General features: G+C 72.5%; 25 protein-coding genes. 7 read left to right on the top strand and 18 right to left on the bottom strand.

What is annotated here, in order from left to right:
* Positions 1-26 precede the first annotated feature (26 nt).
* The 3 genes from GA0070564_RS27955 (at position 27) to GA0070564_RS27945 (ending at position 2161) form a co-directional block, all read left to right on the top strand.
* The gene (locus GA0070564_RS27955) at positions 27-788 is read left to right on the top strand and encodes an SDR family oxidoreductase (RefSeq protein WP_091615957.1); all 762 of its coding nucleotides are present in this window, start codon (positions 27-29) and stop codon (positions 786-788) included.
* Positions 789-1094: 306 nt separating this feature from the next.
* Positions 1095-1616, top strand: a complete 522-nt coding sequence (gene mug, locus GA0070564_RS27950; RefSeq protein WP_342672587.1) for a G/U mismatch-specific DNA glycosylase — start codon at positions 1095-1097, stop codon at positions 1614-1616.
* A 56-nt stretch (positions 1617-1672) separates the two neighbouring features.
* Entirely contained in the window at positions 1673-2161 is a 489-nt protein-coding gene (locus GA0070564_RS27945; RefSeq protein WP_218105014.1) for an SET domain-containing protein, read from the top strand.
* A gap of 16 nt (positions 2162-2177) precedes the next feature.
* On the opposite strand, the gene GA0070564_RS27940 is transcribed toward GA0070564_RS27945, so the two are convergent.
* The 3 genes from GA0070564_RS27940 to GA0070564_RS27930 all read right to left on the bottom strand — a co-directional run bounded on the left by GA0070564_RS27940 (position 2178) and on the right by GA0070564_RS27930 (position 5315).
* Positions 2178-4157: an ABC transporter ATP-binding protein gene (locus tag GA0070564_RS27940; RefSeq protein ID WP_091615948.1), complete on the bottom strand. Its 1980-nt coding sequence runs from the start codon at positions 4155-4157 to the stop codon at positions 2178-2180.
* Between the two features lie 116 nt (positions 4158-4273).
* The gene (locus GA0070564_RS27935) at positions 4274-5041 is read right to left on the bottom strand and encodes an enoyl-CoA hydratase/isomerase family protein (RefSeq protein ID WP_091615944.1); all 768 of its coding nucleotides are present in this window, start codon (positions 5039-5041) and stop codon (positions 4274-4276) included.
* 46 nt (positions 5042-5087) lie between these two features.
* On the bottom strand, positions 5088-5315 hold the full coding sequence (locus tag GA0070564_RS27930) for a helix-turn-helix domain-containing protein (RefSeq protein ID WP_088972217.1): 228 nt from the start codon (positions 5313-5315) through the stop codon (positions 5088-5090).
* Between the two features lie 217 nt (positions 5316-5532).
* Between GA0070564_RS27930 and GA0070564_RS27925 the strand changes: the two genes are divergently transcribed.
* Positions 5533-6135, top strand: a complete 603-nt coding sequence (locus GA0070564_RS27925) for a cadmium resistance transporter (RefSeq protein ID WP_245670329.1) — start codon at positions 5533-5535, stop codon at positions 6133-6135.
* Positions 6136-6188: 53 nt separating this feature from the next.
* Here the strand turns inward: GA0070564_RS27925 and GA0070564_RS27920 are convergent, their stop codons facing one another.
* On the bottom strand, positions 6189-7793 hold the full coding sequence (locus GA0070564_RS27920) for an ABC-F family ATP-binding cassette domain-containing protein (RefSeq protein ID WP_091615939.1): 1605 nt from the start codon (positions 7791-7793) through the stop codon (positions 6189-6191).
* Between the two features lie 245 nt (positions 7794-8038).
* Here GA0070564_RS27920 and ypfJ point away from each other — a divergent pair, with 245 nt between their 5' ends.
* Entirely contained in the window at positions 8039-8953 is a 915-nt protein-coding gene (gene ypfJ / locus GA0070564_RS27915) for a KPN_02809 family neutral zinc metallopeptidase (RefSeq protein ID WP_091616042.1), read from the top strand.
* A gap of 93 nt (positions 8954-9046) precedes the next feature.
* Here ypfJ and GA0070564_RS27910 read toward each other — a convergent pair whose 3' ends face one another.
* From GA0070564_RS27910 to GA0070564_RS27860, 11 genes are all read right to left on the bottom strand, one after another.
* On the bottom strand, positions 9047-10264 hold the full coding sequence (locus GA0070564_RS27910) for an RCC1 domain-containing protein (RefSeq protein ID WP_091615935.1): 1218 nt from the start codon (positions 10262-10264) through the stop codon (positions 9047-9049).
* A gap of 165 nt (positions 10265-10429) precedes the next feature.
* On the bottom strand, positions 10430-11068 hold the full coding sequence (locus GA0070564_RS27905; RefSeq protein WP_245670327.1) for an acVLRF1 family peptidyl-tRNA hydrolase: 639 nt from the start codon (positions 11066-11068) through the stop codon (positions 10430-10432).
* Between the two features lie 161 nt (positions 11069-11229).
* Positions 11230-11865, bottom strand: a complete 636-nt coding sequence (locus tag GA0070564_RS27900; protein ID WP_091615932.1) for a LysE family transporter — start codon at positions 11863-11865, stop codon at positions 11230-11232.
* Between the two features lie 395 nt (positions 11866-12260).
* Entirely contained in the window at positions 12261-12683 is a 423-nt protein-coding gene (locus GA0070564_RS27895) for a metal-sulfur cluster assembly factor (protein ID WP_091615928.1), read from the bottom strand.
* Positions 12680-13153 carry a Fe-S cluster assembly sulfur transfer protein SufU gene (gene sufU / locus GA0070564_RS27890; protein ID WP_091615925.1) on the bottom strand — a complete coding sequence of 158 codons (474 nt, stop codon included), beginning with the start codon at positions 13151-13153 and terminating at the stop codon, positions 12680-12682. Before sufU ends, GA0070564_RS27895 begins: the two co-directional genes overlap by 4 nt.
* Complete coding sequence (locus tag GA0070564_RS27885; protein WP_091615921.1) at positions 13153-14487, bottom strand: cysteine desulfurase; 1335 nt, start codon at positions 14485-14487, stop codon at positions 13153-13155. Before GA0070564_RS27885 ends, sufU begins: the two co-directional genes overlap by 1 nt.
* A 5-nt stretch (positions 14488-14492) precedes the next feature.
* On the bottom strand, positions 14493-15266 hold the full coding sequence (gene sufC, locus GA0070564_RS27880) for a Fe-S cluster assembly ATPase SufC (protein WP_091615918.1): 774 nt from the start codon (positions 15264-15266) through the stop codon (positions 14493-14495).
* Positions 15266-15592 (bottom strand): non-heme iron oxygenase ferredoxin subunit, encoded by a 327-nt coding sequence (locus GA0070564_RS27875; RefSeq protein WP_091615913.1) that lies wholly within the window; start codon positions 15590-15592, stop codon positions 15266-15268. The genes sufC and GA0070564_RS27875 overlap by 1 nt, the downstream gene beginning before the upstream one ends.
* A complete protein-coding gene (gene sufD / locus GA0070564_RS27870) occupies positions 15592-16740 on the bottom strand; it encodes a Fe-S cluster assembly protein SufD (protein WP_091615909.1) in 1149 nt (382 codons plus the stop codon). The genes GA0070564_RS27875 and sufD overlap by 1 nt, the downstream gene beginning before the upstream one ends.
* An 88-nt stretch (positions 16741-16828) precedes the next feature.
* Positions 16829-18259, bottom strand: a complete 1431-nt coding sequence (gene sufB, locus GA0070564_RS27865; RefSeq protein WP_091615905.1) for a Fe-S cluster assembly protein SufB — start codon at positions 18257-18259, stop codon at positions 16829-16831.
* Complete coding sequence (locus GA0070564_RS27860; RefSeq protein ID WP_091615901.1) at positions 18256-19011, bottom strand: helix-turn-helix transcriptional regulator; 756 nt, start codon at positions 19009-19011, stop codon at positions 18256-18258. The genes sufB and GA0070564_RS27860 overlap by 4 nt, the downstream gene beginning before the upstream one ends.
* 152 nt (positions 19012-19163) lie before the next feature.
* On the opposite strand from GA0070564_RS27860, the gene GA0070564_RS27855 reads away from it, so the two are divergent.
* A complete protein-coding gene (locus GA0070564_RS27855; protein ID WP_425412557.1) occupies positions 19164-20111 on the top strand; it encodes a COX15/CtaA family protein in 948 nt (315 codons plus the stop codon).
* 87 nt (positions 20112-20198) lie between these two features.
* Here GA0070564_RS27855 and GA0070564_RS27850 read toward each other — a convergent pair whose 3' ends face one another.
* From GA0070564_RS27850 to GA0070564_RS27840, 3 genes are all read right to left on the bottom strand, one after another.
* Positions 20199-21113 (bottom strand): ATP-grasp domain-containing protein, encoded by a 915-nt coding sequence (locus GA0070564_RS27850; RefSeq protein ID WP_091615896.1) that lies wholly within the window; start codon positions 21111-21113, stop codon positions 20199-20201.
* A 7-nt stretch (positions 21114-21120) separates the two neighbouring features.
* Positions 21121-21453 (bottom strand): hypothetical protein, encoded by a 333-nt coding sequence (locus GA0070564_RS27845; protein ID WP_088972234.1) that lies wholly within the window; start codon positions 21451-21453, stop codon positions 21121-21123.
* A gap of 655 nt (positions 21454-22108) precedes the next feature.
* Positions 22109-23068: a heme o synthase gene (locus GA0070564_RS27840; protein WP_091615893.1), complete on the bottom strand. Its 960-nt coding sequence runs from the start codon at positions 23066-23068 to the stop codon at positions 22109-22111.
* 265 nt (positions 23069-23333) lie between these two features.
* Between GA0070564_RS27840 and tkt the strand changes: the two genes are divergently transcribed.
* Positions 23334-25472, top strand: a complete 2139-nt coding sequence (gene tkt / locus GA0070564_RS27835) for a transketolase (RefSeq protein WP_091615890.1) — start codon at positions 23334-23336, stop codon at positions 25470-25472.
* Positions 25473-25479: the final 7 nt, after the last annotated feature.

The following is a 25479-nucleotide window of genomic DNA, read 5'->3' as shown; positions in this document are numbered from 1 at the left end:
CCTGCCGGGTACGGCAGGATCGGTCCATGGATCTCGGACTGGCCGACCGGGTGTACGTGCTGACCGGCGCATCCCGCGGCCTCGGCTTCGCCACCGCCGAGCAACTGGTGGCCGACGGCGCCCGGGTGGTGCTCTCCGCCCGCGCCCCGGAACGGGTCGCCGCGGCGGTCGAGGCGCTCGGCGGCCCGGAGCACGCCATCGGCCTCACCGGCGACCTGACCGACCCGCAGACCCCGCAGCGGCTGGTCGCCGCGGCCCGGGAGCACTTCGGCCGCCTCGACGGCGCGCTGATCTCGGTGGGCGGGCCGCCCCGCGGCACCGCCGCGCAGGTCACCGACGAGCAGTGGCGGGAGTCCTTCGAGACCGTCTTCCTCGGCACCGTACGCGCCGCGCGCACCGTCGCCACCGCGCTCACCGACGGGGGCGCGATCGGGCTGGTGCTCTCCACCTCGGCCCGCAGCCCGATGGCCGGCCTGGGCATCTCCAACGGCCTGCGTCCCGGGCTGGCCGGGGTGGCCAAGGACATCGCCGACGAGTACGGCCCGCGCGGCGTACGGGTGGTCGGGCTGCTCCCGGGCCGGATCATGACCGACCGCAACCGGGAACTCCTCGCCGCCTCCGGGGACCCGGAACGGGCCCGCGCCGCGGCGGAGGCCGAGATCCCGCTGGGCCGGGTGGGCGAGCCGGCCGAGTTCGGCAAGGTGGCCGCCTTCGTCCTCTCCCCCGCCGCCAGCTACCTGACCGGGCTGACCCTGCCGGTCGACGGTGGCGCCCTCCGCAGCCTGTGAGCGCGAGGAGCGAGCCGGGCCTGCGAGCCCCGCAGCCGCGAACGAAGATGGTCCCGTGAGCGCGAGGAGCGAGCCGGGCCTGCGAGCCCCGCAGCCGCGAACGAAGATGGTCCCGTGAGCGGCCGCGAGCGTCCCGGGTCGGGGCGTGCCGGGCGCGGGCCGGCCCGCCGGACGCCGGGGCGTGGCCGGGACTTCGCGGGCACCCGTCCGGAGCAGCCGGGACGCGAACCGGACCCGGCGGGGCCCGGGCCGGAGCCGGCTGGGGAGAGCGTCCTCGGGCGTCATCCCCGGCCCACCCGGGAGGAGCTGGCCGCCGCGGCCGACCGGACCCTGCCTGACATCATCGCGCCCGGGCTGGACGTGCTCTTCGTGGGGATCAATCCGGGGCTCTGGTCGGCGGCGACCGGCTGGCACTTCGCCCGGCCCGGCAACCGCTTCTGGCCGGCCCTGCACCGAGGCGGTTTCACACCCCGCCAGCTGCACCCCAGCGAGCAGGACGAGCTGCCCGGCCACGGGCTCGGCATCACCAACATGGTCGCCCGGGCCAGCGCCCGGGACGACGAGCTGACCGCGGCGGAGCTGCTCGCGGGGGCCGAGATCCTCACCGACAAGGTGCGTCGGTACCGGCCCCGCTGGGTGGCCGTGGTGGGGGTGACGGCGTACCGAATCGGGTTCGCCCGGCCGAAGGCGGGCTTCGGTCCGCAACCGGAGCCGCTGCGCGGGGCCCTGCTCTGGGTGCTGCCCAATCCGAGCGGCCTGAACGCCCACTTCACCCCGGCAACGTTGGGGGCGGCGTTCGCCGAGCTGCACGCCGCGACCGGCCGCTGAGCCGTGCCGACCGTCGAGCCGCCGTCGGAGCCGGACTGCTGGCTGCACCCCCCGACGTGACCGTGGGTCCGTCACCGATCGCCGGGTGGGGCCTGTTCGCCCGCGTTCCGGTCCCGGCCGGCACGGTGGTGTCCCGGCTGGGTGGACGGCTGGTCGGCACCGGCGAGCTGCGCGCGATCCTCGCGGCGGCGGCGGACCCGCGAGGGCCGTACGTCGACACGATCGTCGTCTGGCCGGATCTGCACCTGGTGCTGCCGCCGCGCCGGCCCAACGGCTACGGCAACCACGGCTGCGACCCGAACCTCTGGTGGGTCGGCCCGTACGAGCTGGCCGCCCGGCGGGACATCGCCGCCGGGGAGGAGCTGACCAACGACTACGCCACCAGCACGGGCGAATCGGAGTTCCGGATGAGCTGCGCGTGCGGGTCGGCGCTGTGCCGCGGGACGGTCACCGGGGACGACTGGCGGCTGCCCGCGTTGCGCGAGCGCTACGGCACGCACTGGGTGCCGGCCCTGCTGGACCGGATCCGGTCGGACGGCGGCTGACCGGCGGGGACCTGCGTCAGTTGGCGGTGGCCGGGGGCATCGCGTCCTCCGGGACGTACGTTCCGAGCGGCATGGTGATCACCGACTCCGGCGCCGGGGCGTCGGCGTACGGGGCGGGCGAGTCGGCGACGGCGAACTGGGTGCGGTAGAGCTCGGCGTAGAGCCCGCCGACCGCGACCAGTTCCTCGTGCCGGCCCCGCTCGACGATCCGCCCGTCGTCGAGGACCAGGATCTGGTCGGCGTCCCGGACCGTGGAGAGCCGGTGCGCGATCACCAGGGCGGTACGCCCGGTCAGCGCCACCGACAGGGCCCGCTGGACGGCCGCCTCGCTCTCCGAGTCGAGGTGGGCGGTGGCCTCGTCCAGGATCACGATCGACGGGGCCTTGAGCAGCAGCCGGGCGATGGCGATGCGCTGCTTCTCGCCGCCGGAGAAACGGTAGCCCCGCTCGCCGACGGTGGTGTCCAGCCCGTCGGGCAGGGAGCGGACCAGGTCGGCCACCTGGGCACCGGCGAGGGCCGCCCAGATCTCGTCGTCGGTGGCGTCGGGCTTCGCGTAGCGCAGGTTCTCCCGGATGGTCTCGTGGAACAGGTGGGAGTCCTGGGTGACCACGCCGATCTCGTCGCGCAGCGAGGCGAGGGTGGCGTCCCGGACGTCGACCCCGCCGACCAGGACCTGACCGTCGCTGACGTCGTAGATCCGGGAGATCAACATCGACAGGGTGGACTTGCCGGCGCCGGAGGGGCCGACCAGGGCGACCATCTGCCCGGGCTCGACGCCGAAGGAGACGCCCTTGAGCACCGGCTCGTTGACCGTGCGGTCGAGGGTGGCGACCTCCTCCAGGGAGGCCAGCGACACCTCGGCGGCGCTCGGGTAGCGGAACCGGACGTCGTGGAACTCGACCCGGCCGTTGCCGCGCGGGACGGCGACCGCGCCCGGCTTCTCCTCGATGCCGGGGCGCAGGTCGAGCACCTCGAAGACCCGGTCGAAGGAGACCAGCGCGCTCATCACGTCGACCCGGACGTTGGAGAGCGCGGTCAGCGGACCGTAGAGGCGGGTGAGCAGCAGCGCCAGGGTGACCACGGTGCCGGCACTGACCGCGCCGGTGACGGCGAGCCAGCCGCCGAGGCCGTAGGTCAGCGCCTGGGCCAGCGAGGCGACCAGCAGCATGGCCACGAAGAACGTGCGCGAGTACATCGCGGACTGGATGCCGATGTCGCGCACCCGCTCGGCCCGGCCGGCGAAGCGCCGCGCCTCGACCTCGGGCGAGCCGAAGAGCTTGACCAGCAGCGCCCCGGCCACGCCGAACCGCTCGGTCATCGTGGCGTTCATCTTCGCGTCGAGGTTGTACGACTCGCGGGTGATCTCGGCGAGCCGCTTGCCGACCCGCCGGGCCGGGATGATGAAGATCGGCAGCATGACCAGCGACAGCGTGGTGATCTGCCAGGAGAGGGTGAACATCACCCCGGCGGTGAGGACCAGCTGGATGACGTTGCTGACCACCCCGGACAGGGTGGAGGTGAAGGCCCGCTGGGCGCCCATCACGTCGTTGTTGAGCCGGCTGACCAGGGCGCCGGTCTGGGTCCGGGTGAAGAACTGGAGCGGCATGCGCTGCACGTGGTCGTAGACCCGGGTGCGCAGGTCGAGGATGATCCCCTCGCCGATCCGGGCCGAATACCACCGCTGGGCCAGCGAGAAGAGGGCGTCGACCACCGCCAGCCCGCCGATGATCAGCGCGAGCCGGACCACCACGGCGCCCGCCTCGCTGCCGCCCCGGTTGATCGCGTTGATCACGTCACCGGCGAGGACCGGGGTGGCGACCCCGATGATGGCGGCGAAGACCACGGTGACCAGGAAGACCACGATGTCGCGGCGGTAGGGCCGGGCGAAGGCGACGATCCGCTTGGCGGTGCCCCGCTTGAGCTGGTGGGCGGTCACCTCGTCCTGGCTGCGCATGGACCGGAGCATGCTCCAGCCGGCCATGCCGCCACCGTGCATCGGGCTGGACACTGGTCACCTCCGGGTCGTGGGCGGGCGGGGCCGCCGGGTCGATTCTCCCGACCCCCTACGACAACCTCGCGAGTAACCCGGATCTTCCCGAACGGTCCTTACGACTATTCTCCGCGCCCGGCGAGGTCGCGCAGCCGGCGGGTCTGTGCCTCCCGTTCGGCCCGCTGCTGCTCGGCGTGCGAGCGCCCACCGGCGCCGGCGAGCAGGGCCTTGATCTCGACCACCGCGTCCCGGTTGCCGGCCAGCAGGCCCGCGGTCAGGTCGCGGACCGCCGCGTCCAGCTCGGCGTTCGGCACCACCAGGTTGGCCAGGCCGATCCGGTCGGCCTCGGCGGCGTCCATCCGCCGGCCGGTGGCGCAGATCTCCAGCGCCCGGGCGTAGCCGACCAGCTCCACCAGGCGCTTCGTGCCGGCCAGGTCGGGAACCAGGCCGAGGGTCACCTCCGCCATGGAGAGCCGGGCGTCCTCGGCCAGGACCCGCAGGTCGCAGGCGAGGGCCAGCTGGAGGCCGGCGCCGATGGCGTGCCCCTGCACGGCGGCCACCGAGATCACGTCGGGGCGGTGCAGCCAGGTGAAGCCGGCCTGGAACTCGGCGATCCGGTCCGCGCACTCCTGCTCGGGCAGGGTGGCGAGCTCGGCGAAGGAGCCGGGGCCGGAGGCGCCGGCCACGGACAGGTCGAGGCCGGCGGAGAACGCCCGCCCCTCGCCGCGTACGACGACGACGCGGACGTCGCCCGGCAGGCCCCGGGAGAAGTCGCTCAGCGCGCGCCACATCGCCGGGGTCTGGGCATTGAGCACGTCGGGCCGGCACAACGTGACCGTCGCGACCGGCCCGTCGCAGTCGAGGCGCACCCCGGTCGTCTCGGCGGTCACCGGACCGCCGGGGGCGCGGCGCTGATGGACGACGCGTGCGGGCGGGTCACGCCTTCTTGCGGCGCCGGGCGCCGCCGCGCTGCCGCAGCTGCACCCCGGACTCGGTGAGCACCCGGTGGATGAACCCGTAGGAACGGCCGGTCGAGGCCGCCAGCGAACGGATGCTCTCCCCCGCGGTGTACCGCTTTACCAGGTCCTTGGCGAGCGTCTGACGCTCGGCTCCGACGATCCGGCGACCCTTCTCAGTGCTGGTGGCTGTGCCAGTGGAGGCCATGCTGATTCCTCACGTCGCAGACTGTGCGGTTCGGATACGGTCCCACCTATTAGACCGCCTCGAACGATCATGCGCCAGATATCAACTCTTCGCCAACCGACACGCTACGCGATGTCGCGTTCCCGATAGAGTGATGCCGGCGACCCCCGGCCACCGCCTCACGCACCGGCCGGTCCTCGCCGGGCGGGACACCCGCCGCAGCCGTACCCTGCCTGGCGTGACGGACCTGCTGGGCAGCGCCGGCGGCGCGGCGCTGGTCTTCGCCGCGACGAACCTGGACGACATCGTGGTGCTGACCGTGCTCTTCGTGGCGGCCCGCGGCACCGGCCGCCCCCGGCCCCGGGACATCGTCGCGGGCCAATACCTGGGCATCGGCGCGCTGGTCGCCACCGGCGTGGTGGTCGCCGCCGGGCTGCTGGTGGTCCCGGACCCGTGGACCGGCCTGCTCGGCCTGCTGCCGATCGCCCTCGGCGTACGCGCGCTGCTCGCCCGCCGCGACGACGACGGCCCGCCGGCGGTGGTCGGCAGCCTGCTCGGGGTGGCCGGGGTGACCATCGCCAACGGCGCCGACAACATCGCCGTCTACGTGCCGGTGTTCCGCTCCCTGCGGCCGGCCACCGGGCTGGTGTTCCTGCTGGTCTTCGTCGCCCTGGTCGCCGTCTGGTGCGCCGTCGCCGCGTTGCTCGGCGGCCACCCCCGGGTGGTACGCCTGGTCGGCCGGGCCGGCCACTGGCTGGTCCCGGCGATCTTCGTCGCGATCGGCGTGACCATCGTGGTCGGCTCCGGCGTGCTGCCCCGGCTGGCCGCCCTGCTCGGCTGAGTCGATCCAGCCCAGCCGGGCCGGCTCGGCCACCTCAGGCGAGCTCGGCCGCGTCAGGCCAGCTCGACCAGTTCGAGCAGGTCGTCGCTCCAGGCGTCCTCGTCGCCGTCGGGGAGCAGGATCGCCCGGTCCGGCTTGAGCGCCAGCACGGCGCCCGGGTCGTGGGTGACCAGCACGATCGCACCCGGGTAGCGGGCGATGGCGTCGAGCACCTGCTCCCGGCTGACCGGGTCGAGGTTGTTCGTCGGCTCGTCGAGCAGCAGCACGTTGGCGCCGGAGCAGACCAGGGTGGCCAGGGCCAGCCGGGTCTTCTCGCCGCCGGAGAGCACCCCGGCCGGCTTGTCCACGTCCTCGCCGGAGAAGAGGAACGCGCCGAGGATCCGGCGCAGCTCGGTGTCGGTCTGCTCGCTCGCGGCGCTGCGCATGTGGTCCAGGATCGTCCGGTCCACGTCGAGGGTCTCGTGCTCCTGGGCGTAGTAGCCCAGCCGCAGCCCGTGGCCCGGGTGCACCTCGCCGGTGTCCGGCTGGAGCAGGCCGCCGAGCATCCGCAGCAGGGTGGTCTTGCCGGCGCCGTTGAGGCCGAGGATGGCCACCCGCGAGCCGCGGTCCACCGCCACGTTCACGTCGGTGAAGATCTCCAGCGAGCCGTACGACTTGGACAGGCCGCTCGCGGTCAGCGGGGTCTTGCCGCACGGGGCGGGGGTGGGGAAGCGGACCTTCGCCACCTTGTCGGCGTGGCGGACCTCCTCCAGCCCGGAGATCAGCTTCTCGGCGCGGCGGGCCATGTTCTGCGCGGCGACGGTCTTGGTGGCCTTGGCCCGCATCTTGTCGGCCTGGGCCATCAGCGCGCCGGCCTTCTTCTCGGCGTTGGCCCGCTCCCGGCGACGGCGGCGCTCGTCGGTCTCCCGCGCCTCCAGGTACGCCTTCCAGCCCAGGTTGTAGACGTCGACCACGGAGCGGGTGGCGTCCAGGAACCAGACCTTGTTGACCACCGACTCCAGCAGCGACCCGTCGTGGGAGATCACGATCAGGCCGCCCTTGTGGTTGGCGAGGAAGCCGCGCAGCCAGGTGATCGAGTCGGCGTCGAGGTGGTTGGTGGGCTCGTCGAGCAGCAGGATGCCGCCGCCGTTCTCGCCGGCGTCGCGGAACAGGATCCGGGCCAGCTCGATGCGACGACGCTGGCCGCCGGAGAGGGTGCCGATGGTCTGTGCGAGGGCCCGGTCGGGCAGGCCGAGGTTGGAGCAGATTCGGGCGGCCTCGGCCTCGGCCGCGTACCCGCCGAGCGCGGCGAACTGATCCTCCAGCGCGCCGTAGCGGCGGACCAGCCTCTCGTCGGCGTCCTCGGCGAGCTTCTGCTCCAGCTCGTTCATCTGGGACATCAGCACGTCCAGGCCCCGGGCCGAGAGCACCCGGTCGCGGCCGGTGACCTCCAGGTCGCCGGTACGCGGGTCCTGCGGCAGATAGCCGATCGCGCTGCGCCGGTCGATCTGCCCGGCGTACGGCTGGCCCTCGCCGGCCAGCACCTTGAGGGTGGTGGTCTTGCCGGCGCCGTTGCGGCCGACCAGACCGATCCGGTCGCCCGGCTGCACCCGCAGGGTGGTGTCGGACAGCAGGATCCGGGAACCGGCGCGCAGCTCCAGGCCGGTGGCAGTGATCATCTCGGAGAACTCGCTCTCGGGGTCCGGAAGGGCTGACTCAGGGCACGCGAAAGCGCCGGCGGGATCGGAGCCCGTCGGCGCGGGGCGGTTCAGCCTTCGCAGAGCAGCACCCGCCAAGTGTACCGGGCGATGCCGAGTGCCCCGCCCGGATTACCGATCAAGATCATCGGGTACCGGAACGTCCGTCCGGACCCGGTCCGGTACCGCAACCACCAGACAGTGACAAAACGGTGATCGGGGTCAACATGGAGCTGAACGAGAACGCACGGATCGACACCAGTCAGGTGGACGACCGGCGGGGGTCCGGAGGAGGCGGCGGAGGGATGGGCATCCCCCTCCCGGGCGGCGGCGGCCGGGGAGGCATCGTCGGCATCATCATCGCCGTGCTGGTCGCCCTCGTCGGCGGCGGCTTCGGGCTGAACGCGGCGACCGGCGGCGGCGGCTCCGAGCAGGGCGACAACACCTCGCTGGACCAGAAGTGCTCCGGCGATCAGGCCCTCCAGGAGCTGGACTGCCGCAACACCCTCTACGTGAACTCGATCCAGGCGTACTGGCGCAAGGCGCTGCCGGAGTCGTTCGGTGACCAGTACACCCCGTCCAAGACGGTCTTCTTCAGCCAGGCCGTCAACACCGGCTGCGGCAACGCCGACTCCGGAGTCGGGCCCTTCTACTGCCCCGCCGACGACCTGGTCTACATCGACCTCAGCTTCTACAAGCTCCTCGCCGACCAGCTCGGCGCCGAGGGCGAGTTCGCCCAGCCGTACGTGCTGGCCCACGAGTACGGCCACCACGTGCAGGACCTGCTCGGCACCGAGGCGCAGATGCGCCGCCAGCAGCAGCGCGACCCGAACAACGCCAACGCGCTCTCGGTCAAGCTTGAGCTCCAGGCCGACTGCTACGCCGGCGCCTGGGCCAAGAACGCCACCGGCACCGCCGACGCCGACGGTCAGAAGATCTTCAAGAGCATCACCGAGCAGGACATCCAGCAGGCGATCGACACGGCCGAGAAGATCGGCGACGACGCGATCCAGAAGCGGTCCGGCCGGCCGGTGAACCCCGACGAGTTCACCCACGGCACCTCGGAGCAGCGCAAGCAGTGGTTCACCAAGGGCTACTCCACCGGTGACCCGAAGTCCTGCGACACCTTCGGCAACGGCTGACCCGCCTGAACGGTCCCACGACCGGGCCGTCGACCTGAACCGCAGCTGGTGCGCCAGCGGTCAGGCCGACGGCCCGACGTCGTGAACGGGTGGTCAGACCGGCAGGGTCACCTGGGCCGGGGTGGACCGCGGGGCCGTGCTGCCGTCGCTCAACTGCCCACCGCTGTTGTCACCCCAGCACCACAGGCCGCCGCCGGCACGGATGGCGCAGCTGTGCTCGGCGGCGGCCGGGCCACCGGTCCAGTCGGTGGCGGTGCCGACCCGGGTGGGCGCGTTCCGGTGGGAGGTGGTGCCGTCGCCCACCTGCCCCGCGCTGTTCTTGCCCCAGCACCAGAGGCTGCCGTCGGTGCGGAGCGCGCACGACGTGTCGCCGCTGCCACCGACCCCGCTCCAGGTGGTGGCCGCATCGACCTGCACCGGCGCGGTCTGGTAGCTGCCGCTCACCCCCAGCTGCCCGTATCCGTTCTCACCCCAGCACCAGAGCGTGCCGGAGCGGACTCCGCAGGTGTGCACGTACCCGGCCGTCACGCCGGTCCAGGTGGTGGCGGTGCCGACCTGCGCCGGCGTCGTCTGGGAGCCCAGGGTGCCGAGGCCGAGCTGCCCGTCCGAGCTGTAACCCCAGCACCAGAGCGTCCCGTCGCTGCGCAGACCGCAGGTGTGCGCGAAGCCGGTCGTGACGCTCGCCCAGTTGGTCGCCGTGCCGACCTGCAACGGGGTGGTCGCGACGTAGGGCGAGGCACCGACACCCAGCTGGGAGGTCCGGTTGAAGCCCCAGCACCACAGGGTGCCGTCGGTGCGTACCGCGCAGGTGTGCTCGTAGCCGGCGCTGACCCGGGCCCAGGTGGTGGCGGTGCCGACCTGCGTCGGTGCGGGCCGCCGCGTGGTGGACCCGTCACCGAGCTGACCCCGGCTGTTGGCGCCCCAGCACCACAGCGTCCCGTCGGTCCGTACCGCACAGGTGTGGCTGGCGCCCGCGTCGACCGCGGCCCAGCTGGCCGCGCCGACCCGGGCCGGCGCGCCCCGGCCCGTGGTGGTCCCGTCTCCGAGCTGGCCGCTGTAGTTCGCCCCCCAGCACCACAGTCCCCCGTCGGCACGGATCGCGCAGGTGTGCGCTCCTCCCGTGGTGACGGTGGAGACCGCCGGGGCGGCCAGGGTGGCGTCCTGCGCGGGGGCGACACTCGCGGCCGCCGTGCCGACCGTCAGCGCGGCGGTGAGCGCGGCGCTGCCGATGGTCAACCCCGCCGCGGCGGCGAGGAGCCGGGTCGCCCGGCGCCACCGGGCGCGCAGCCGGCCGTCCTGATATCCGTCCATGTGGTCGTCTCTCCCAACGATGTCGGTGCCTGGAACATGGATACGGAAGCTGCCCTGGCGGGTCGCCCGGAGACCCACCACTTCGTGGCATCGACCTTATGCATCGGCTCGACTCGATGCACCATCGACGGAGTGGATTGACCGGCTTGCGGCGAACTGTGCCGTTCAGCGGACCAGAATGTGGACCGCCCGGGCGGCGGAGACGGCGGCGACCAGGACCGCGTGCCGGGGCTCCGGCACGTCGAGGAGGCGACCGGCACGCAACGCGGCGACCGGGGCCAGCCGCCGGTCGGCCAGCACCGTCTCCACGGCCCGCCGGTCACCGCCACAGACCACGGAGGCCAGGCTGGAGACCTCCGGCAGCAGCAGGCGTACGGCCAGCTCCGCCGCGTCGCCCAGGGCCGCCTTCGCCTGGTTGTCGCGCCGCCGGGCGAACCGCTGCTGGGACCAGCCACCGGCCGCGGTCCGGCCCTGCACGTACCGGGTGTCCACCTTGGAGACCACCAGGTCGGTGCCCTCGGCCACGCCGACCGCCACCGCGCCCTTGCGGGCCAGCAGCAGGCCGAGCCGACGCGGCGCGCCGGCGGCCGCCACGAACCCGGGTACGTCGGCGGCGGCCGCGGCACCGGGTGGCGTGTGCAGCTCGGCGGTCGCGCCGTCGGGGGCGGCGAGCAGCAGGCCGTACTCCTGGACGGTGGTGGTGGGCGGGCCGTGCCGGTCGGCGAAGCCCTCGACCCAGCGGGCGACGCGGCCCGGATCGACCTCCACCCACCGGCCCCCGCCGGCCGCCGGTCTGGCACCCACCGCCCCACCCCGTTCGTCTCGACGCCGCATCACGGACCGGACCGTCGCCACGATCAGGTTCGACCTCACCCTATCGACCGGGACGCCGCCGGTCGGCGGGTGTGACCGCGGGCGGCCCGCCCCACTCGGGCCACCGACAGGGGGGCGGCCGGCGGCGACGGTCAGGGCAGCAGCACGACGACCGCGAGGGCGGCGATCAGCACGCTGGACACCGCCGCGGTGACCAGCCGGCCACGTGGCCCGGCGAGCACCCGGCCGACCAGCGTGCCGCCACCGGCGATCGTGAGCTGCCAGCTCGCCGACGCGACGAACGCCCCGACGACGAAGAGCGCCCCGGCGGCCGGGTCCGGCGCGGCCGCGTCCCGGCGACCGATCACCAGAGCCGCGAAGTAGACCACGGTGGCCGGGTTGAGCAGGGTCAACGCGAGCAGGCCGAGGTAGGCCCTACCGGGCGTGCCGAGCCCGACGCCCGCCGCCCTCCCGGTCGGCTCGCCGCCGCGGCGGCGGTGCTCCCGCCACGCCTGCCACAGGCCCCGGCCGGCGAGGCCGAGCAGCACCACCGCCGCCACCACGCGCAACGGCCCGGACACCGGCGCCAGCACGCGGGCCAGCCCCGCGCCACCGAGCACCGCGAGGGCGGCGTAGAGCCCATCGGCGGTGGCCACGGCCAGGGCGGCGGCGGCGCCGACCCGCAAGGAGGTCCGGGCGGCCAGGCCGAGGATCAGCACCGCGATCGCCCCCACCGGGATCGCCACCCCGTAGCCGGCCACCAGCCCGGCGACGAAGGCGGTCAGCACGGTGGTCGGCGGGTCGAGGCGCGACGCGGCGAGGTGCGCTGTCGGCGCGCGGCAACGGCCGCGCGGACAGGGACCTGCCGGGAGTACGCCTCGATCACCCGCTCATCCTGCGTCCCCTCCCCCGGGCCACGCGACCCATTTCCCGCCCGCCGCCGCCCTGCCGCTGTCGCTGCCGCTGTCGCTGCCGCAAGATCGCTCGACCCTGGAAGGAGTGGCATCCGACGCGTGGCGAGGCCCCTGTTTGCTGGATCGAGCGCGGTCTTGGAGACCGACGACCCGGGACGCGGCGCACGGACACGCGGGGCCGGGCGGGGGCCCGGGCGACGGGTGGAGACGCGTCGGGCGCGGCACCCGGAGAAAGGGTGCCGCGCCCGAGGGCGACCGGGTACGTCCGGTCAGACGTTGAAGCCGAGGGAACGGAGCTGGTCCCGCCCCTCGTCGGTGATCTTGTCCGGCCCCCACGGCGGGAGCCACACCCAGTTGATCCGGATGTCGTCGACCAGCCCGCCACCCGGGCCGGTGGTCAGCGCCTGCCGGGCCTGGTCCTCGATCACGTCGGTCAGCGGGCAGGCCGCCGAGGTGAGCGTCATGTCCAGGGTGGCGACGTTGTCGTCGCCGACGTGCACGCCGTACACCAGACCCAGGTCGACCACGTTGATGCCGAGCTCCGGGTCGACGACGTCCTTCATCGCCTCCTCGATGTCGGCGACGGCGGCCCTGCCGCCCGGGGCAGCCGTGCCCTCGGTGGCCGGCGTCGCCGCGCCGTCGGTCGCCACGGCGCCGGCCTGCGGCGTGGTGGCGGTCTCTTCGCTGCTCATGCCTTCACCTCCGGGCTCACGCCCACCCCGGCGCGTGCCGCGGCGTCCTTGAACGCCATCCACGACAGCAGCGCGCACTTGACCCGGGCCGGGTAGCGCGCGACACCCGCGAACGCCACCCCGTCTCCGAGCACGTCCTCGTCCGGCGTGACCTGGCCACGCCCGGACATCAACTCGACGAACGCCTCGTGCACCACCGCCGCGTCGTCCGCGGCCCGGCCGCGCAGCAGCTCGTGCAGCACGCTCGCCGAGGCCTGGCTGATCGAACACCCCATCCCGTCGTACGAGATGTCGGTGAACACCTTGCCGTCGGTGGTCACGCGTACGGTGATCTCGTCCCCGCAGGTCGGGTTCACGTGGTGCGCCTCGGCGACCCGGTCGGCCGGGTCCTCGGCGTCACGCAGGCCACGGCCGTGCGGGTGCTTGTAGTGGTCCAGGATGATCTCCTGGTAGAGCTGGTCGAGCTGCATCAGTCGAACACCTTCCGCGCCTGCTCCAGACCCACCACCAGGGCGTCGATCTCCTCGGTGGTGGTGTACAGGTAGAACGACGCTCGCGTCATGGCCGGTACGCCGAACCGGCTGCACACCGGCTTGGCGCAGTGGTGACCGACCCGCACCTGCACGCCGAGCGAGTCGAGGACCTGCCCGACGTCGTGCGGGTGGATGTCGCCGAGCGCGAACGAGATGGTGCCGCCCCGGCCGACCGGCACGGTCGGGCCGAAGACCCGCAGCCCCGGCACGGTGGCCAGGGCGTCGAGCGCGTACGCCGTCAGTTCCTTCTCGTGCCACTGGATCGCGCGCATCCCCACGCCGGTGAGGTAGTCCACCGCCGCGCCCAGCGCGACCGCCTCGGCGATCGGCGGGGTGCCCGCCTCGAACCGGGCCGGCGGCGCGGCGAACGTCGTCCGCGCCATCGTCACCGTCTCGATCATCGAGCCGCCGCCGTACACCGGGGGCATCGCGGCGAGCAGTTCGCCCCGGCCCCACAGCACGCCGATGCCGGTCGGGCCGCACATCTTGTGCCCGGTGAAGACGATGAAGTCGGCGTCGAGGTCGACCACGTCGATCGGCATGTGCGGCACCGACTGCGAGCAGTCGAGCAGCAGCAGGGCCCCCACCTCACGGACCCGCTGGGTGATCCGCGAGGTGGCGTTGACCGTGCCGAGGATGTTGGAGACGTGCACCAGCGAGACGATCTTCGTCCGCTCGGTGACCAGCTCCGCCAGCCCCGACTCGTCGAGCCGGCCCTGCTCGGTCAGCGGGAACCAGCGCAGGGTCGCGCCGGTCCGCTCCGCCAGCAGCTGCCACGGGACGAGGTTCGAGTGGTGCTCCATCTCGGAGATCACGATCTCGTCGCCGGGGCCCAGCCGGAACCGGTCGTCCGTCTCGCGGGACGGAGCAGCCGGCGCAGGGGCGTCCGCGCGCAGCGAGGCGTTGGAGAACGCGTACGCCACGATGTTGATCGCCTCGGTGGAGTTCTTGGTGAACACCACCTCGTCCACGCTCGGCGCGTTGACGAACGCCGCCACCTTGGCCCGGGCGCCCTCGAACGCCTCGGTCGCCTCGGTGCCAAGCGTGTGCACCGAGCGCGACACGTTGGCGTTGTGCAGCGCGTAGTGCTCGTGCAGCACGTCGAGCACCTGCCGCGGCTTGTGGGAGGTGTTCGCGCTGTCGAGGTAGACCAGCGGGTGCCCGTTGACCTCCCGGTCCAGGATCGGGAAGTCGGCCCGGACCCGTGCCACGTCGAAGCGGGGCACGTCGTCGTACTGCGGCATGCCCGCCGGGATGGTCAGGGAGGTCATCGGCGTCAGGCCCGTGCCGAACCGGCCCCGGCCGCGTACCGCTCGTAGCCCTCGGCCTCGAGCTTGTCGGCCAGCTCCGGGCCGCCCTGCTCGACGATCCGGCCGGCCACGAAGACGTGCACGAAGTCGGGCTTGATGTAGCGCAGGATCCGGGTGTAGTGGGTGATCAGCAGCAGGCCGGTGTCACCGGTGTCGCGGACCCGGTTCACGCCCTCGCTGACCACGCGCAGCGCGTCCACGTCGAGGCCGGAGTCGGTCTCGTCGAGGATCGCGATCTTCGGCTTGAGCAGCTCCAGCTGGACGATCTCGTGCCGCTTCTTCTCGCCGCCGGAGAAGCCCTCGTTGACGTTGCGCTGGGCGAACGCCGGGTCCATCTGGAGCTTCTCCATGGCGCCGCGCAGCTCGCCGCCCCAGGTGCGCAGCTTCGGCGCCTCCCCGTCGATGGCGGTCTTCGCGGTACGCAGGAAGTTGGCCACTGAGACGCCGGGGACCTCGACCGGGTACTGCATGGCCAGGAAGAGCCCGGCGCGGGCCCGCTCGTCGACGGACATGGCCAGCACGTCGGAGCCGTCGAGGGTCACCGAGCCGCCGGTGATCTCGTACTTCGGGTGGCCGGCGATCGAGTACGCCAGGGTCGACTTGCCGGAGCCGTTCGGGCCCATGATCGCGTGGGTCTCCCCCGACCGGACGGTCAGGTCGACGCCGGCCAGGATCGGCTTGAGCTCACCCTCGGGCAGCTTGACCGACACCTTCAGGTCGCGGATCTCCAGGGTGCTCATCAGCGGGTCACTCCATTGCTCGGCGTCAGACTGACGTAGATGTCGCCGTCGCGGACTTCGACGGGATAGACGGGTACGGGTTCGGTGGCGGGGAGCCCGGTGGGCTCACCCGTCCTCAGGTCGAAACGGGATCCGTGCAGCCAGCATTCCAGCGTGCAGCCCTCGACCTCGCCCTCGGAGAGGGCCACGGCGGCGTGCGAGCACTCGTCGTAGGCGGCGTAGAACCCGCCGTCGGAGCCGTGCACCAGCGCCAGCGGCGTGCCGTCGACCTCGGCCCGGATGACGGTGCCCTTCGGCACGTCCTCGGTGGAGCAGATCCGGATCATCAGGCGCCGGCCTTCGCCAGCCGCGCCTCGATCGCGTCGCCGAGCTGCTCGCGCAGCTCCTCGACCGGGATCTTGTTGATCAGCTCGGCGAAGAAGCCGCGGACCACCAGGCGGCGGGCCTCACCCTCCGGGATGCCCCGGGCCATCAGGTAGAAGAGCTGCTCGTCGTCGAAGCGGCCGGTCGCGCTCGCGTGGCCGGCGCCGGCGATCTCGCCGGTCTCGATCTCCAGATTGGGTACGGAGTCCGCCCGGGCGCCGTCGCTGAGCAGCAGGTTCCGGTTGATCTCGTACGTGTCGGTGCCGGTCGCCTCGGCCCGGATCAGCACGTCACCGACCCAGACGGTGTGCGCGCTGTCGCCCTGCAGGGCGCCCCGGTAGCCGACGTAGCTGCGGCAGTCCGGCACCGTGTGGTCGACCAGCTGGCGGTGCTCCAGGTGCTGGCCCGAGTCGGCGAAGTAGAGGCCGTACAGCTCGGCCTCGCCGCCGCGCTGGGTGTACTCCACCGTGGTGTGCTGCCGGACCAGGTCGCCGCCGAGGCTGACCTGGACGTGCACCACCTTCGCGTCGCGGCCCAGCTTGAGCTTGAGGTGCTGCGCCTGCACCGCGTCCTCGGCCCACTCGGCGATGGTCACCAGGGTCAGCTTCGCGCCGTCGCCCACCGCCACCTCGACGTTGTCGGCGAGGGTGCCGGTGCCGACGTGCCGCAGCACCAGGACCGACTCGGAGAGCGCGCCGATGTCGACGAAGGTGTGCGTGAAGGCCACCACGTCGGAGGGGCCGCCGTGCACGGTGACGGTCACCGGCTCCGCGACGACCGCCTCGCGCGCCACCTCCACCAGCAGGCCCAGGTCGGACTCGCCGTAGGCGCGCGCGCTGATCCGGTCGAACGGGACCAGCACGCTGCCCCGGCGGGGGTCGTCCTTGGCCAGCGTGCCGATCGTGACGCCCGTGGGGAGCTGCCCGTACTCGTGGGCCGGCCAGTGCGCCGACTCGTCCGTCACGGCCCCGTCCAGCAGGCCGCGCAGGCGCTTGAGCGGGGTGAAGCGCCACTCCTCCTCCAGGCCGGTGAGGGCCGGGAAGTCGGCGACGTCGTACGAGCGGAGCGCCTGCGACTTGGTGCTGGGCGGCGCGGAAGCCTGGGTAGTCATCTCTTCCTTGGTCTATCTGTTCCGGGACGAGTTCTGAGGCTGGTGCGGCGGACCGGAGTGCCCGGCCCGCCGCGCGGGAGCGGTGGCGTCAGCCGACCGCGCCCTCCATCTGCAGCTCGATCAGGCGGTTGAGCTCCAGGGCGTACTCCATCGGGAGCTCCTTGGCGATCGGCTCGATGAAGCCACGCACGATCATCGCCATCGCCTCGTCCTCGCTCAGGCCCCGGCTCATCAGGTAGAAGAGCTGGTCATCGCTGATCTTGGAGACGGTCGCCTCGTGCCCCATCGACACGTCGTCCTCGCGGATGTCGACGTACGGGTAGGTGTCCGAGCGGGAGATGGTGTCGACCAGCAGCGCGTCGCACTTGACCGTGCTGCGGCTGTGGTGCGAACCCTCCAGCACCTGCACCAGACCCCGGTACGAGGTACGGCCACCGCCGCGGGCGATCGACTTGGAGATGATGCTCGAGGAGGTGTGCGGCGCGGCGTGCACCATCTTGGCGCCCGCGTCCTGGTGCTGGCCCTCGCCGGCCATGGCCACCGAGAGCACCTCGCCCTTGGCGTGCTCGCCGGTCATGTAGACCGCCGGGTACTTCATGGTGACCTTGGAACCGATGTTGCCGTCGACCCACTCCATGGTCGCGCCCTCGTGGCAGACGGCGCGCTTGGTGACCAGGTTGTAGACGTTGTTCGACCAGTTCTGGATGGTCGTGTAGCGGCAGCGGGCGTTCTTCTTGACCACGATCTCCACCACCGCGCTGTGCAGCGAGTCGGAGGAGTAGAGCGGCGCGGTGCAGCCCTCGACGTAGTGCACGTACGCGCCCTCGTCGACGATGATCAGCGTCCGCTCGAACTGGCCCATGTTCTCGGTGTTGATCCGGAAGTACGCCTGCAGCGGGATCTCCACGTGCACGCCCTTCGGCACGTAGATGAACGAGCCGCCGGACCACACGGAGGTGTTCAGCGCGGCGAACTTGTTGTCGCCGACCGGGATCACCGTGCCGAAGTACTCCTTGAACACGTCCTCGTGCTCACGCAGCGCCGTGTCGGTGTCGAGGAAGAGGACGCCCTGCTCCTCGAGGTCCTCACGGATCTTGTGGTAGACGACCTCGGACTCGTACTGCGCCGCGACACCGGCGACCAGCCGCTGCTTCTCCGCCTCCGGGATGCCCAGCCGGTCGTAGGTGTTCTTGATGTCCTCGGGCAGGTCCTCCCAGCTGGTGGCCTGCTTCTCCGTGGACCGCACGAAGTACTTGATGTTGTCGAAGTCGATGCCGGTGAGGTCGGCGCCCCAGGCCGGCATCGGCTTGCGGCCGAACAGGCGCAGGCCCTTCAGGCGCAGGTCGAGCATCCAGGCCGGCTCGTTCTTCTTCGCCGAGATGTCCCGCACCACCGCCTCGTTGATGCCACGCTGGGCGGCGGCCCCGGCGACGTCGGGGTCGGCCCAGCCGTACTCGTAGCGACCGAGGGCGGCGAGCTGCTCCTCCTGGGTCAGGGGCTGAACGATCTGCTCGGTCATCTATCTGTCCTCACAGTGGTGACGGTGTTACCGGACTGGGCACGCGGCTGGGCCGGGATGTGCGTGGTGCACACCCCGTCGCCGTGCGCGATGGTGGCCAGGCGCTGCACGTGGGTGCCGACCAGACGGGAGATGACCGCCGTCTCGGCCTCGCACAGCTGGGGGAACTCGGCGGCCACGTGCGCCACCGGGCAGTGGTGCTGGCAGAGCTGGCCGCCGGAGGCGATCGTGGACGCGTTGGCAGCGTAGCCCTCACTGGTGAGGGCACCGGCGAGCGCCTCCGCCCGCGCCATCGGGGACTCCCCCGCGTCCTCCATGGCGACCCGGCAGCGGGTCTCCAGGGCGGCGACCTGCTCGGCGGCGAACTTCTCCACCGCCTCGGGCCCACCGGTGCGGGCGATCCAGCGCAGCGCGGCGGTGGCCATGTTGTCGTAGTGGTGGGTGCCGCAACGGACCCGGGCGGCGTCGGTCAGCAGGAAGACCTTGGCCGGGCGGCCACGCCCGCGGCTGCCCCGCACGGTCTGCTCCCGGGCCAGCACGTCGCCGTCGGCGAGCATCGCGTCGAGGTGCCGGCGGATCGCCGCCGGGCTGAGCCCCAGCGCCGAGCCGAGCTGGGCGGCGGTGGTCGCCCCCCGCTCCAGCAGCAGCTGGGTCACCCGGTCCCGGGTGGAGAGGTCGGCAGCCGCGCCGGCGCCACCGGTGACCGGATCGGCCACCGGCTGCTGCTCGGAGAGCGCCGCCGCGTTTTTCACAACGCCAACGTTACGTAATTCGCGGAAGGGCCGCAAACCGGGGTCCCGGTGATCCCGACCACCGGGTCGGCGGAGTCACCCGATCGGGATCAACTACGGTGCGTAGGATTCGCTTCGTGAAGCGATCCGTCCGGTTCCCGGCCCCCGCCGCGCTGCGCCGCCTGCCCGACCGGTTCCCGGTGTCGACCGACCTGCTGCGCCGCCTCGCCTACGCCTCGATCATCGCCAACGTCGCGATCGTGGTCACCGGCGGGGCCGTGCGGCTCACCAGGTCCGGTCTCGGCTGCCCCACCTGGCCCCGGTGCACGGACGCGTCGTACGTCGCCACACCCGAGATGGGGATCAACGGGGCGATCGAGTTCGGCAACCGGCTGCTCACCTTCGTCGTCGGGCTGATCGCCCTGGCCACCGTGCTGGCCGTGCTGGCCCAGCCGAAGCGGCGCAGGGGCCTGCTCGGGCTGTCGCTGGCGGTCTTCCTCGGCATCCCGGCGCAGGCGGTGATCGGCGGAATCACCGTGCTGACCAACCTCAACCCCTGGGTGGTCGGGCTGCACTTCCTCGCCTCGATGGTGGTCATCGCCGCCGCGTACGCCCTGTGGAAGCGGGTCGGCGAGCCGGACGGGCCGACGGTGGTCGTGGTGCCGGCGCCGCTGCGCGCCCTGGCGGTGCTCACCACGGTGGTCAGCGCGGCGGTGCTGGTGATCGGGACCTGGGTGACCGGCAGCGGACCGCACGCCGGCGACCAGGGCGCCGCCCGCAACGGACTGAACCCGGAGGCGATCTCCCAGGTGCACGCGGACGGGGTGTTCCTGCTGATCGGCCTCTCGGTCGCGCTGGTCTTCGCCTTCCGCGCGGTAGGCGCGGCGGGTGCCGCCCGCGCGGCCCTGGTGCTGGTCGCGGTGGAGCTCGGCCAGGGCGTGATCGGCTTCGTGCAGTACTTCACCCACCTGCCCGCGGTCCTGGTCGGGGCGCACATGCTGGGCTCCTGCCTGGTGCTGCTGGCCACCCTGTCGGTGCTGTGGGCGACCCGGGAGCGCCGGCCGGCGCCGGCCGGGGAGCGGCCCGCACCGGCCGCCGAGCCGGTCACCGCCGCCGCCTGACGTGCAGGGAGGGGCCCCCTTGTCAACGCCTGCGGTATGGCAGGGGCCCCTTCTTAACCGCACGGCTCGGGGCGGGACCGCTCACGCTCAGCGCAGTCGGGCGACGATCGCGCCGGCGAGGCGGTCGGGGGCGCCGTCGGCGTACCCGATGAACAGGCTCGGCTCGGTCAGCTCCAGCTCCACCAGGACGGGCGTGCCGCCCGGGCCGGGGATCAGGTCCACCCGGGCGTAGAGCAGCCGCTCCCGGCCGCCCGGCACCGCCGCCAGGACCCGCTCGGCCACGGCCAGCTGCTCCGGCGTCGCGGTCCGGGGGCCGATCTCCTCGGCCTTGTAGAGCCCCTGGACGCCGAGATCCGGGCCGTCCAGCATCGGGCCCTTGCGGATGGCGTGGCTGAAGGCCAGGCCGTCGGGCCCGGCGAGGAAGAGCAGCGCGGTCTCCCCGGCGGTGTCCACCGCGTCGAGGTACGGCTGGACCATGGTGACCCGGCCGGCGGTCGAGAGCCGCCGCACGTGCGCCTTGGCCAGCTCCCGGTGCTCCGGATCGGCGAGGTCGTACCGGCCGGTGTCCTGGCTGCCGGCGCTGACCGCGGGCTTGATCACGTACTCGCCGTGGTCGGCGGGGGGCTGCCAGCTCTCCCCCGGCGTCACCCAGGAGGTCGGCACGACCGGCGCCCCGGCCGCCGAGAGCTCGCCCAGGTAGCGCTTGTCGGTGTTCCAGCGGACCACGTCGGCCGGGTTGACCAGGGCCGGCACGGTGGCCGCCCAGGTGACGAACTCGTCGCGGCGCAGCGCGTAGTCCCACGGGGAGCGGAGCACGACCAGGTCGTAGCCGGCCCAGTTGACGCCCGGGTCGTCCCAGACGGCCGGCTCCGCGGTGACGCCCCGTTCGGCCAGCGGGCCGAGCACCAGGCGGTCGTCCGGGTCGAGGTCGGCCAGGTCGGCACAGGTGACGAGAGCGACCCGGGGTTCCCCCCGGGTCGACTGGTGGTGGTGATCGGTCAATTTATGTTCAACGGGCCATCGTGCGCCGGGCCATCGACCGCCAGAGGTCGTTGCTCGGACGCATCTGGTCCATGAGTTCCCGCTCCCAGGCGTTCTCGACGGTCACCCCTGCCTTGGCGCACGCCTGCCGCGCGACGACGGTGTCGTCCGCGAACTGGTCGGCCCACGTGCCGTCCTCACCCACGAGGACGATCCGCGCGCCACGCTTGCCGACGTACTCGATGACCGCCTTGGCGCCACCGTGGCCGGCGGCGAACGACTTGATGCCCGAGACCAGACCGTTGGGGGCCTGCTCAGCGGTCTGCTCAGCCGTCAGCGTCGAATCGGAACCATCTGCCATGACGGGAAGCCTAAGCAGAGCGGGGGTGACGGGTGGGAGAACCGTGAACTATTTGTGATGCCAATTACCTACAGGTTTAAGGAAGACCACAGGTGATTGGCCCGGACTTGTCGGATAAAGCCGGACGAATCCGGCGGCGCGCTTCGCCCCCTTGTGTCCAGGTTATAACGACGGAGCGTGAGCGAAAAATAATTCCTGATTCACATTGACGCCGGGCGCGGCGGTCCGGATGCCCGCGCCCGGTCCGCCATGCGCGCCTCGCCGCCCCGGATCCCCGGGACGGGCGGCCGCCGCGCGCCCTGGCCATCCCTGGGGCCCTGTGCCTGAGTTCGTTACAGACTTGAGAGCCTGGACGACTCAACCCGATGAGTCGTTGACGCTCTCAAGCCTGTAGGCGCTCCGCGCACCCCTGCGCGCCCGCACCCGGCGAAGGGGCCGCCATGCGGCGAGTTCTGGCCGTTGCCTGCCATGCGGCAGATGTCGGCCCCGTCTTGCGGCACTCGGGGCCACAGATGCCGGATGGCGTCACCTCGGGGCCACCAACGACCGAGACAACACGGGATACGGGAACTGGCCGTCACCAAAGCCCGGGACGGGCCCGGATGCGGCAGATCCGGGGCGGGCGAGCCCTCGCGGGGGCGGTGCCCGGCCCGGGTCAGATCAGGGCGTCGAGCGCGACGGCGGCGAAGAGGATGGTCAGGTACGTCGTCGACCAGTGGAACAGCCGCATCGGCTTCTCCGGCTCGCCCCGCCGGACCCGGCCGCAGAGCCGGTGCGCCTCGAGCAGGAAGATCGCGCCCACCACCAGGGTCGGCACGCCGTAGATCGCGCTCATCCCGAGCGGCCAGAGCGCCAGCGAGGTGGCCACGGTCAGCCAGGCGAAGATCAGGATCTCGGCGTTGACCCGCCGGGCGGAGGCCACCACCGGCAGCATCGGGATGCCGGCGCGGGCGTAGTCGGCCTTGTACTTCATCGCCAGCGGATAGAAGTGCGGCATCTGCCAGAAGAAGACGACGCCGAAGAGCACCCACGCCTGCGGGGCCAGCGAGCCGGTCACCGCGGCCCAGCCGATCAGCACCGGCGCGGCGCCACAGGCGCCGCCCCAGAACGTGTTCGCCGTGGTGGTCCGCTTGAGCCAGAGCGTGTAGACGACGTCGTAGTAGACGATCGCGGCGAGGGTGAGCGCGGTGGCCAGCAGGTTGGTGAACACCAGCATCAGCACGACCGAGACCGCCGCGAGCACCAGGCCGAAGACCAGCGCGTTGCGCGGCGACACGGTGTGCGCCGGCAGCGGACGGCGCTTGGTACGCCGCATCAGCTGGTCGATGTCCCGGTCGATGTAGCAGTTGATGACGCTGGCGGCGCCGGCGGCGAGCGAGCCGCCGATCAGCACCACGGCCATCAGCCACAGCGAGGGCAGTCCCCCGTCGGCGAGCATCATCGCCGGCACCGTGGTGACCAGCAGCAGCTCGACGATCCGGGGCTTGGTCAGGGCGACGTACGCCGCGAGCACGGAACGGACGTCCCGCCGGCCGACCGAGGCCCCCTCGGGCACCGTGCGCACCGGCGGCTGCCCGGCAGAACTGCTGACGGGGCGCTCGGTGATCATGCTCACGGATTGCCACCTTCCGGCATCGGCAGGGGAGATCGGGTCGGCGGGGCCCGCTCCGCGGGTCCACACACCGCCACACAGACTACGCGTCGTCGTTTTGGCTGCCCGGGCGACCCGAGAACGGTGCGGGCCGTCACAATCCGGTTGAACGCTTGACCACCACGGTACGTAGCTGAAGAGCGTCGCCCGATCCCCGGGCGCACGTTTAGGGACGCTCGATAGGGTCATCAGTGAGGGTTCCGCCCATCTGCCGAGGAGCACAACCATCGTGGCTGCCAACCGACGAGAGCACTCCGCTCTGAACTGGTCCGACCTCGACCGCCGAGCCGTGGACACCGTACGCGTGCTGGCCATGGATGCCGTGGAGAAATCCGGCAACGGCCACCCCGGCACGGCGATGAGCCTGGCGCCGGCGGCGTACCTGCTGTTCAACCGGGTGATGCGGCACAACCCGGCCGACCCGAACTGGCCCGGCCGGGACCGGTTCGTGCTCTCCGCCGGCCACTCCAGCCTGACCCTCTACATCCAGCTCTTCCTCTCCGGCTACCCGCTGGCCCTGGACGACCTGAAGTCGCTGCGCCAGTGGGGCTCGCTCACCCCGGGTCACCCCGAGCACGGGCACACCCCGGGCGTGGAGACCACCACCGGCCCGCTGGGCCAGGGCCTGGGCAACGCGGTCGGCATGGCGATGGCGGCCCGCCGCGAGCGCGGCCTGTTCGACCCGGAGGCCGAGCCGGGCGCGTCGGTCTTCGACCACGACATCTGGTGCATCGCCTCCGACGGCGACATCGAGGAGGGCATCAGCCACGAGGCCAGCTCGCTGGCCGCGCACCAGCAGCTGGGCAACCTCTGCCTGATCTACGACGACAACGAGATCTCGATCGAGGACGACACCCGGATCGCCAAGAGCGAGGACGTGGCGGCCCGCTACGAGGCGTACGGCTGGCACGTGCAGACCGTCGACTGGCGCACCGGCGACGCCGACCAGGGCGACTACCACGAGGACGTCGAGGCGCTCTACCAGGCGCTGGTGGCCGCCAAGGCGGAGACCGGCCGCCCCTCCTTCATCGCGCTGCGCACCATCATCGGCTGGCCCGCGCCGAACAAGAAGAACACCGGCAAGATCCACGGCTCGGCGCTCGGCGCCGACGAGGTGGCCGCCACCAAGCAGCTCCTCGGCTTCGACCCGCAGCAGAGCTTCGAGATCGACGAGGAGGTCCTCAAGCACGCCCGCCAGGTGTTGGGCCGGGGCGAGGCCGCCCAGCGGGAGTGGACCACCGCCTTCGACGCGTGGGCCGGCGCGAACGCCGAGCGCAAGGCGCTCTACGACCGGATGGCCACCCGTACCCTGCCGCAGGGCTGGACCGACGCGCTGCCGACCTTCCCGGCCGACGCCAAGGGCGTGGCCACCAGGGCCGCCTCCGGCAAGGTGCTGGAGGCGCTGGCGCCGGTGCTGCCGGAGCTGTGGGGCGGCTCGGCCGACCTGGCCGAGAGCAACAACACCACCATGAAGGGCGAGCCGTCGTTCATCCCGGCCGGCCACGCCACCAAGGACTTCCCGGGCAACGAGTACGGCCGCACCCTGCACTTCGGCATCCGCGAGCACGCCATGGGCGCGATCATGAACGGCATCGCCCTGCACGGCGGCACCCGCGTGTACGGCGGCACGTTCCTGGTGTTCAGCGACTACATGCGCCCGTCGGTGCGGCTCGCCGCGCTGATGAAGCTGCCGGTGACGTACGTCTGGACGCACGACTCGATCGGCCTCGGCGAGGACGGCCCGACCCACCAGCCGGTGGAGCACCTGACCGCGCTGCGGGCCATCCCGGGCCTGGACGTCGTCCGCCCGGCCGACGCCAACGAGACCGCCTGGGCGTGGCGGCAGGCGCTGGAGCACACCGACCGGCCGACCGCCCTGGCGCTGAGCCGGCAGCCGCTGCCGACGATCGACCGGGACGAGTTCGGCGGCGCCGAGGGCACCGCCAAGGGCGGCTACGTGCTGGCCGAGGCGTCCAACGGCAAGCCGCAGGTGATCATCGTCGGCACCGGTTCCGAGGTGCAGCTCTGCCTCACCGCCCGAGAGCGGCTGGAGGCCGACGGCACCCCCACCCGGGTCGTCTCGATGCCCTGCCAGGAGTGGTTCTACGAGCAGGACGAGGCGTACCGGGAGTCGGTGCTGCCGCGCGGGGTAAAGGCACGGGTGAGCGTGGAGGCGGGCATCGCCATGTCGTGGCGGGGCATCGTCGGCGACTCCGGGGAGAGCGTCAGCCTGGAGCACTACGGCGCCAGCGCCCCGCACACCGTGCTCTTCGAGCAGTTCGGGTTCACCCCCGACCGGATCGTGGCCGCCGCGCACGCGGCGCTGACCCGGGTGGGCGACATCACCGGTTTCACGACCGGCAACTGAGGGGAGC

The sequence above is a fragment of the Micromonospora mirobrigensis genome (genome assembly GCF_900091555.1).
GTDB lineage: Bacteria > Actinomycetota > Actinomycetes > Mycobacteriales > Micromonosporaceae > Micromonospora > Micromonospora mirobrigensis.
Note: the sequence above shows the minus strand (reverse complement) of the source record. Positions and strands in the feature narration are given on the sequence as shown.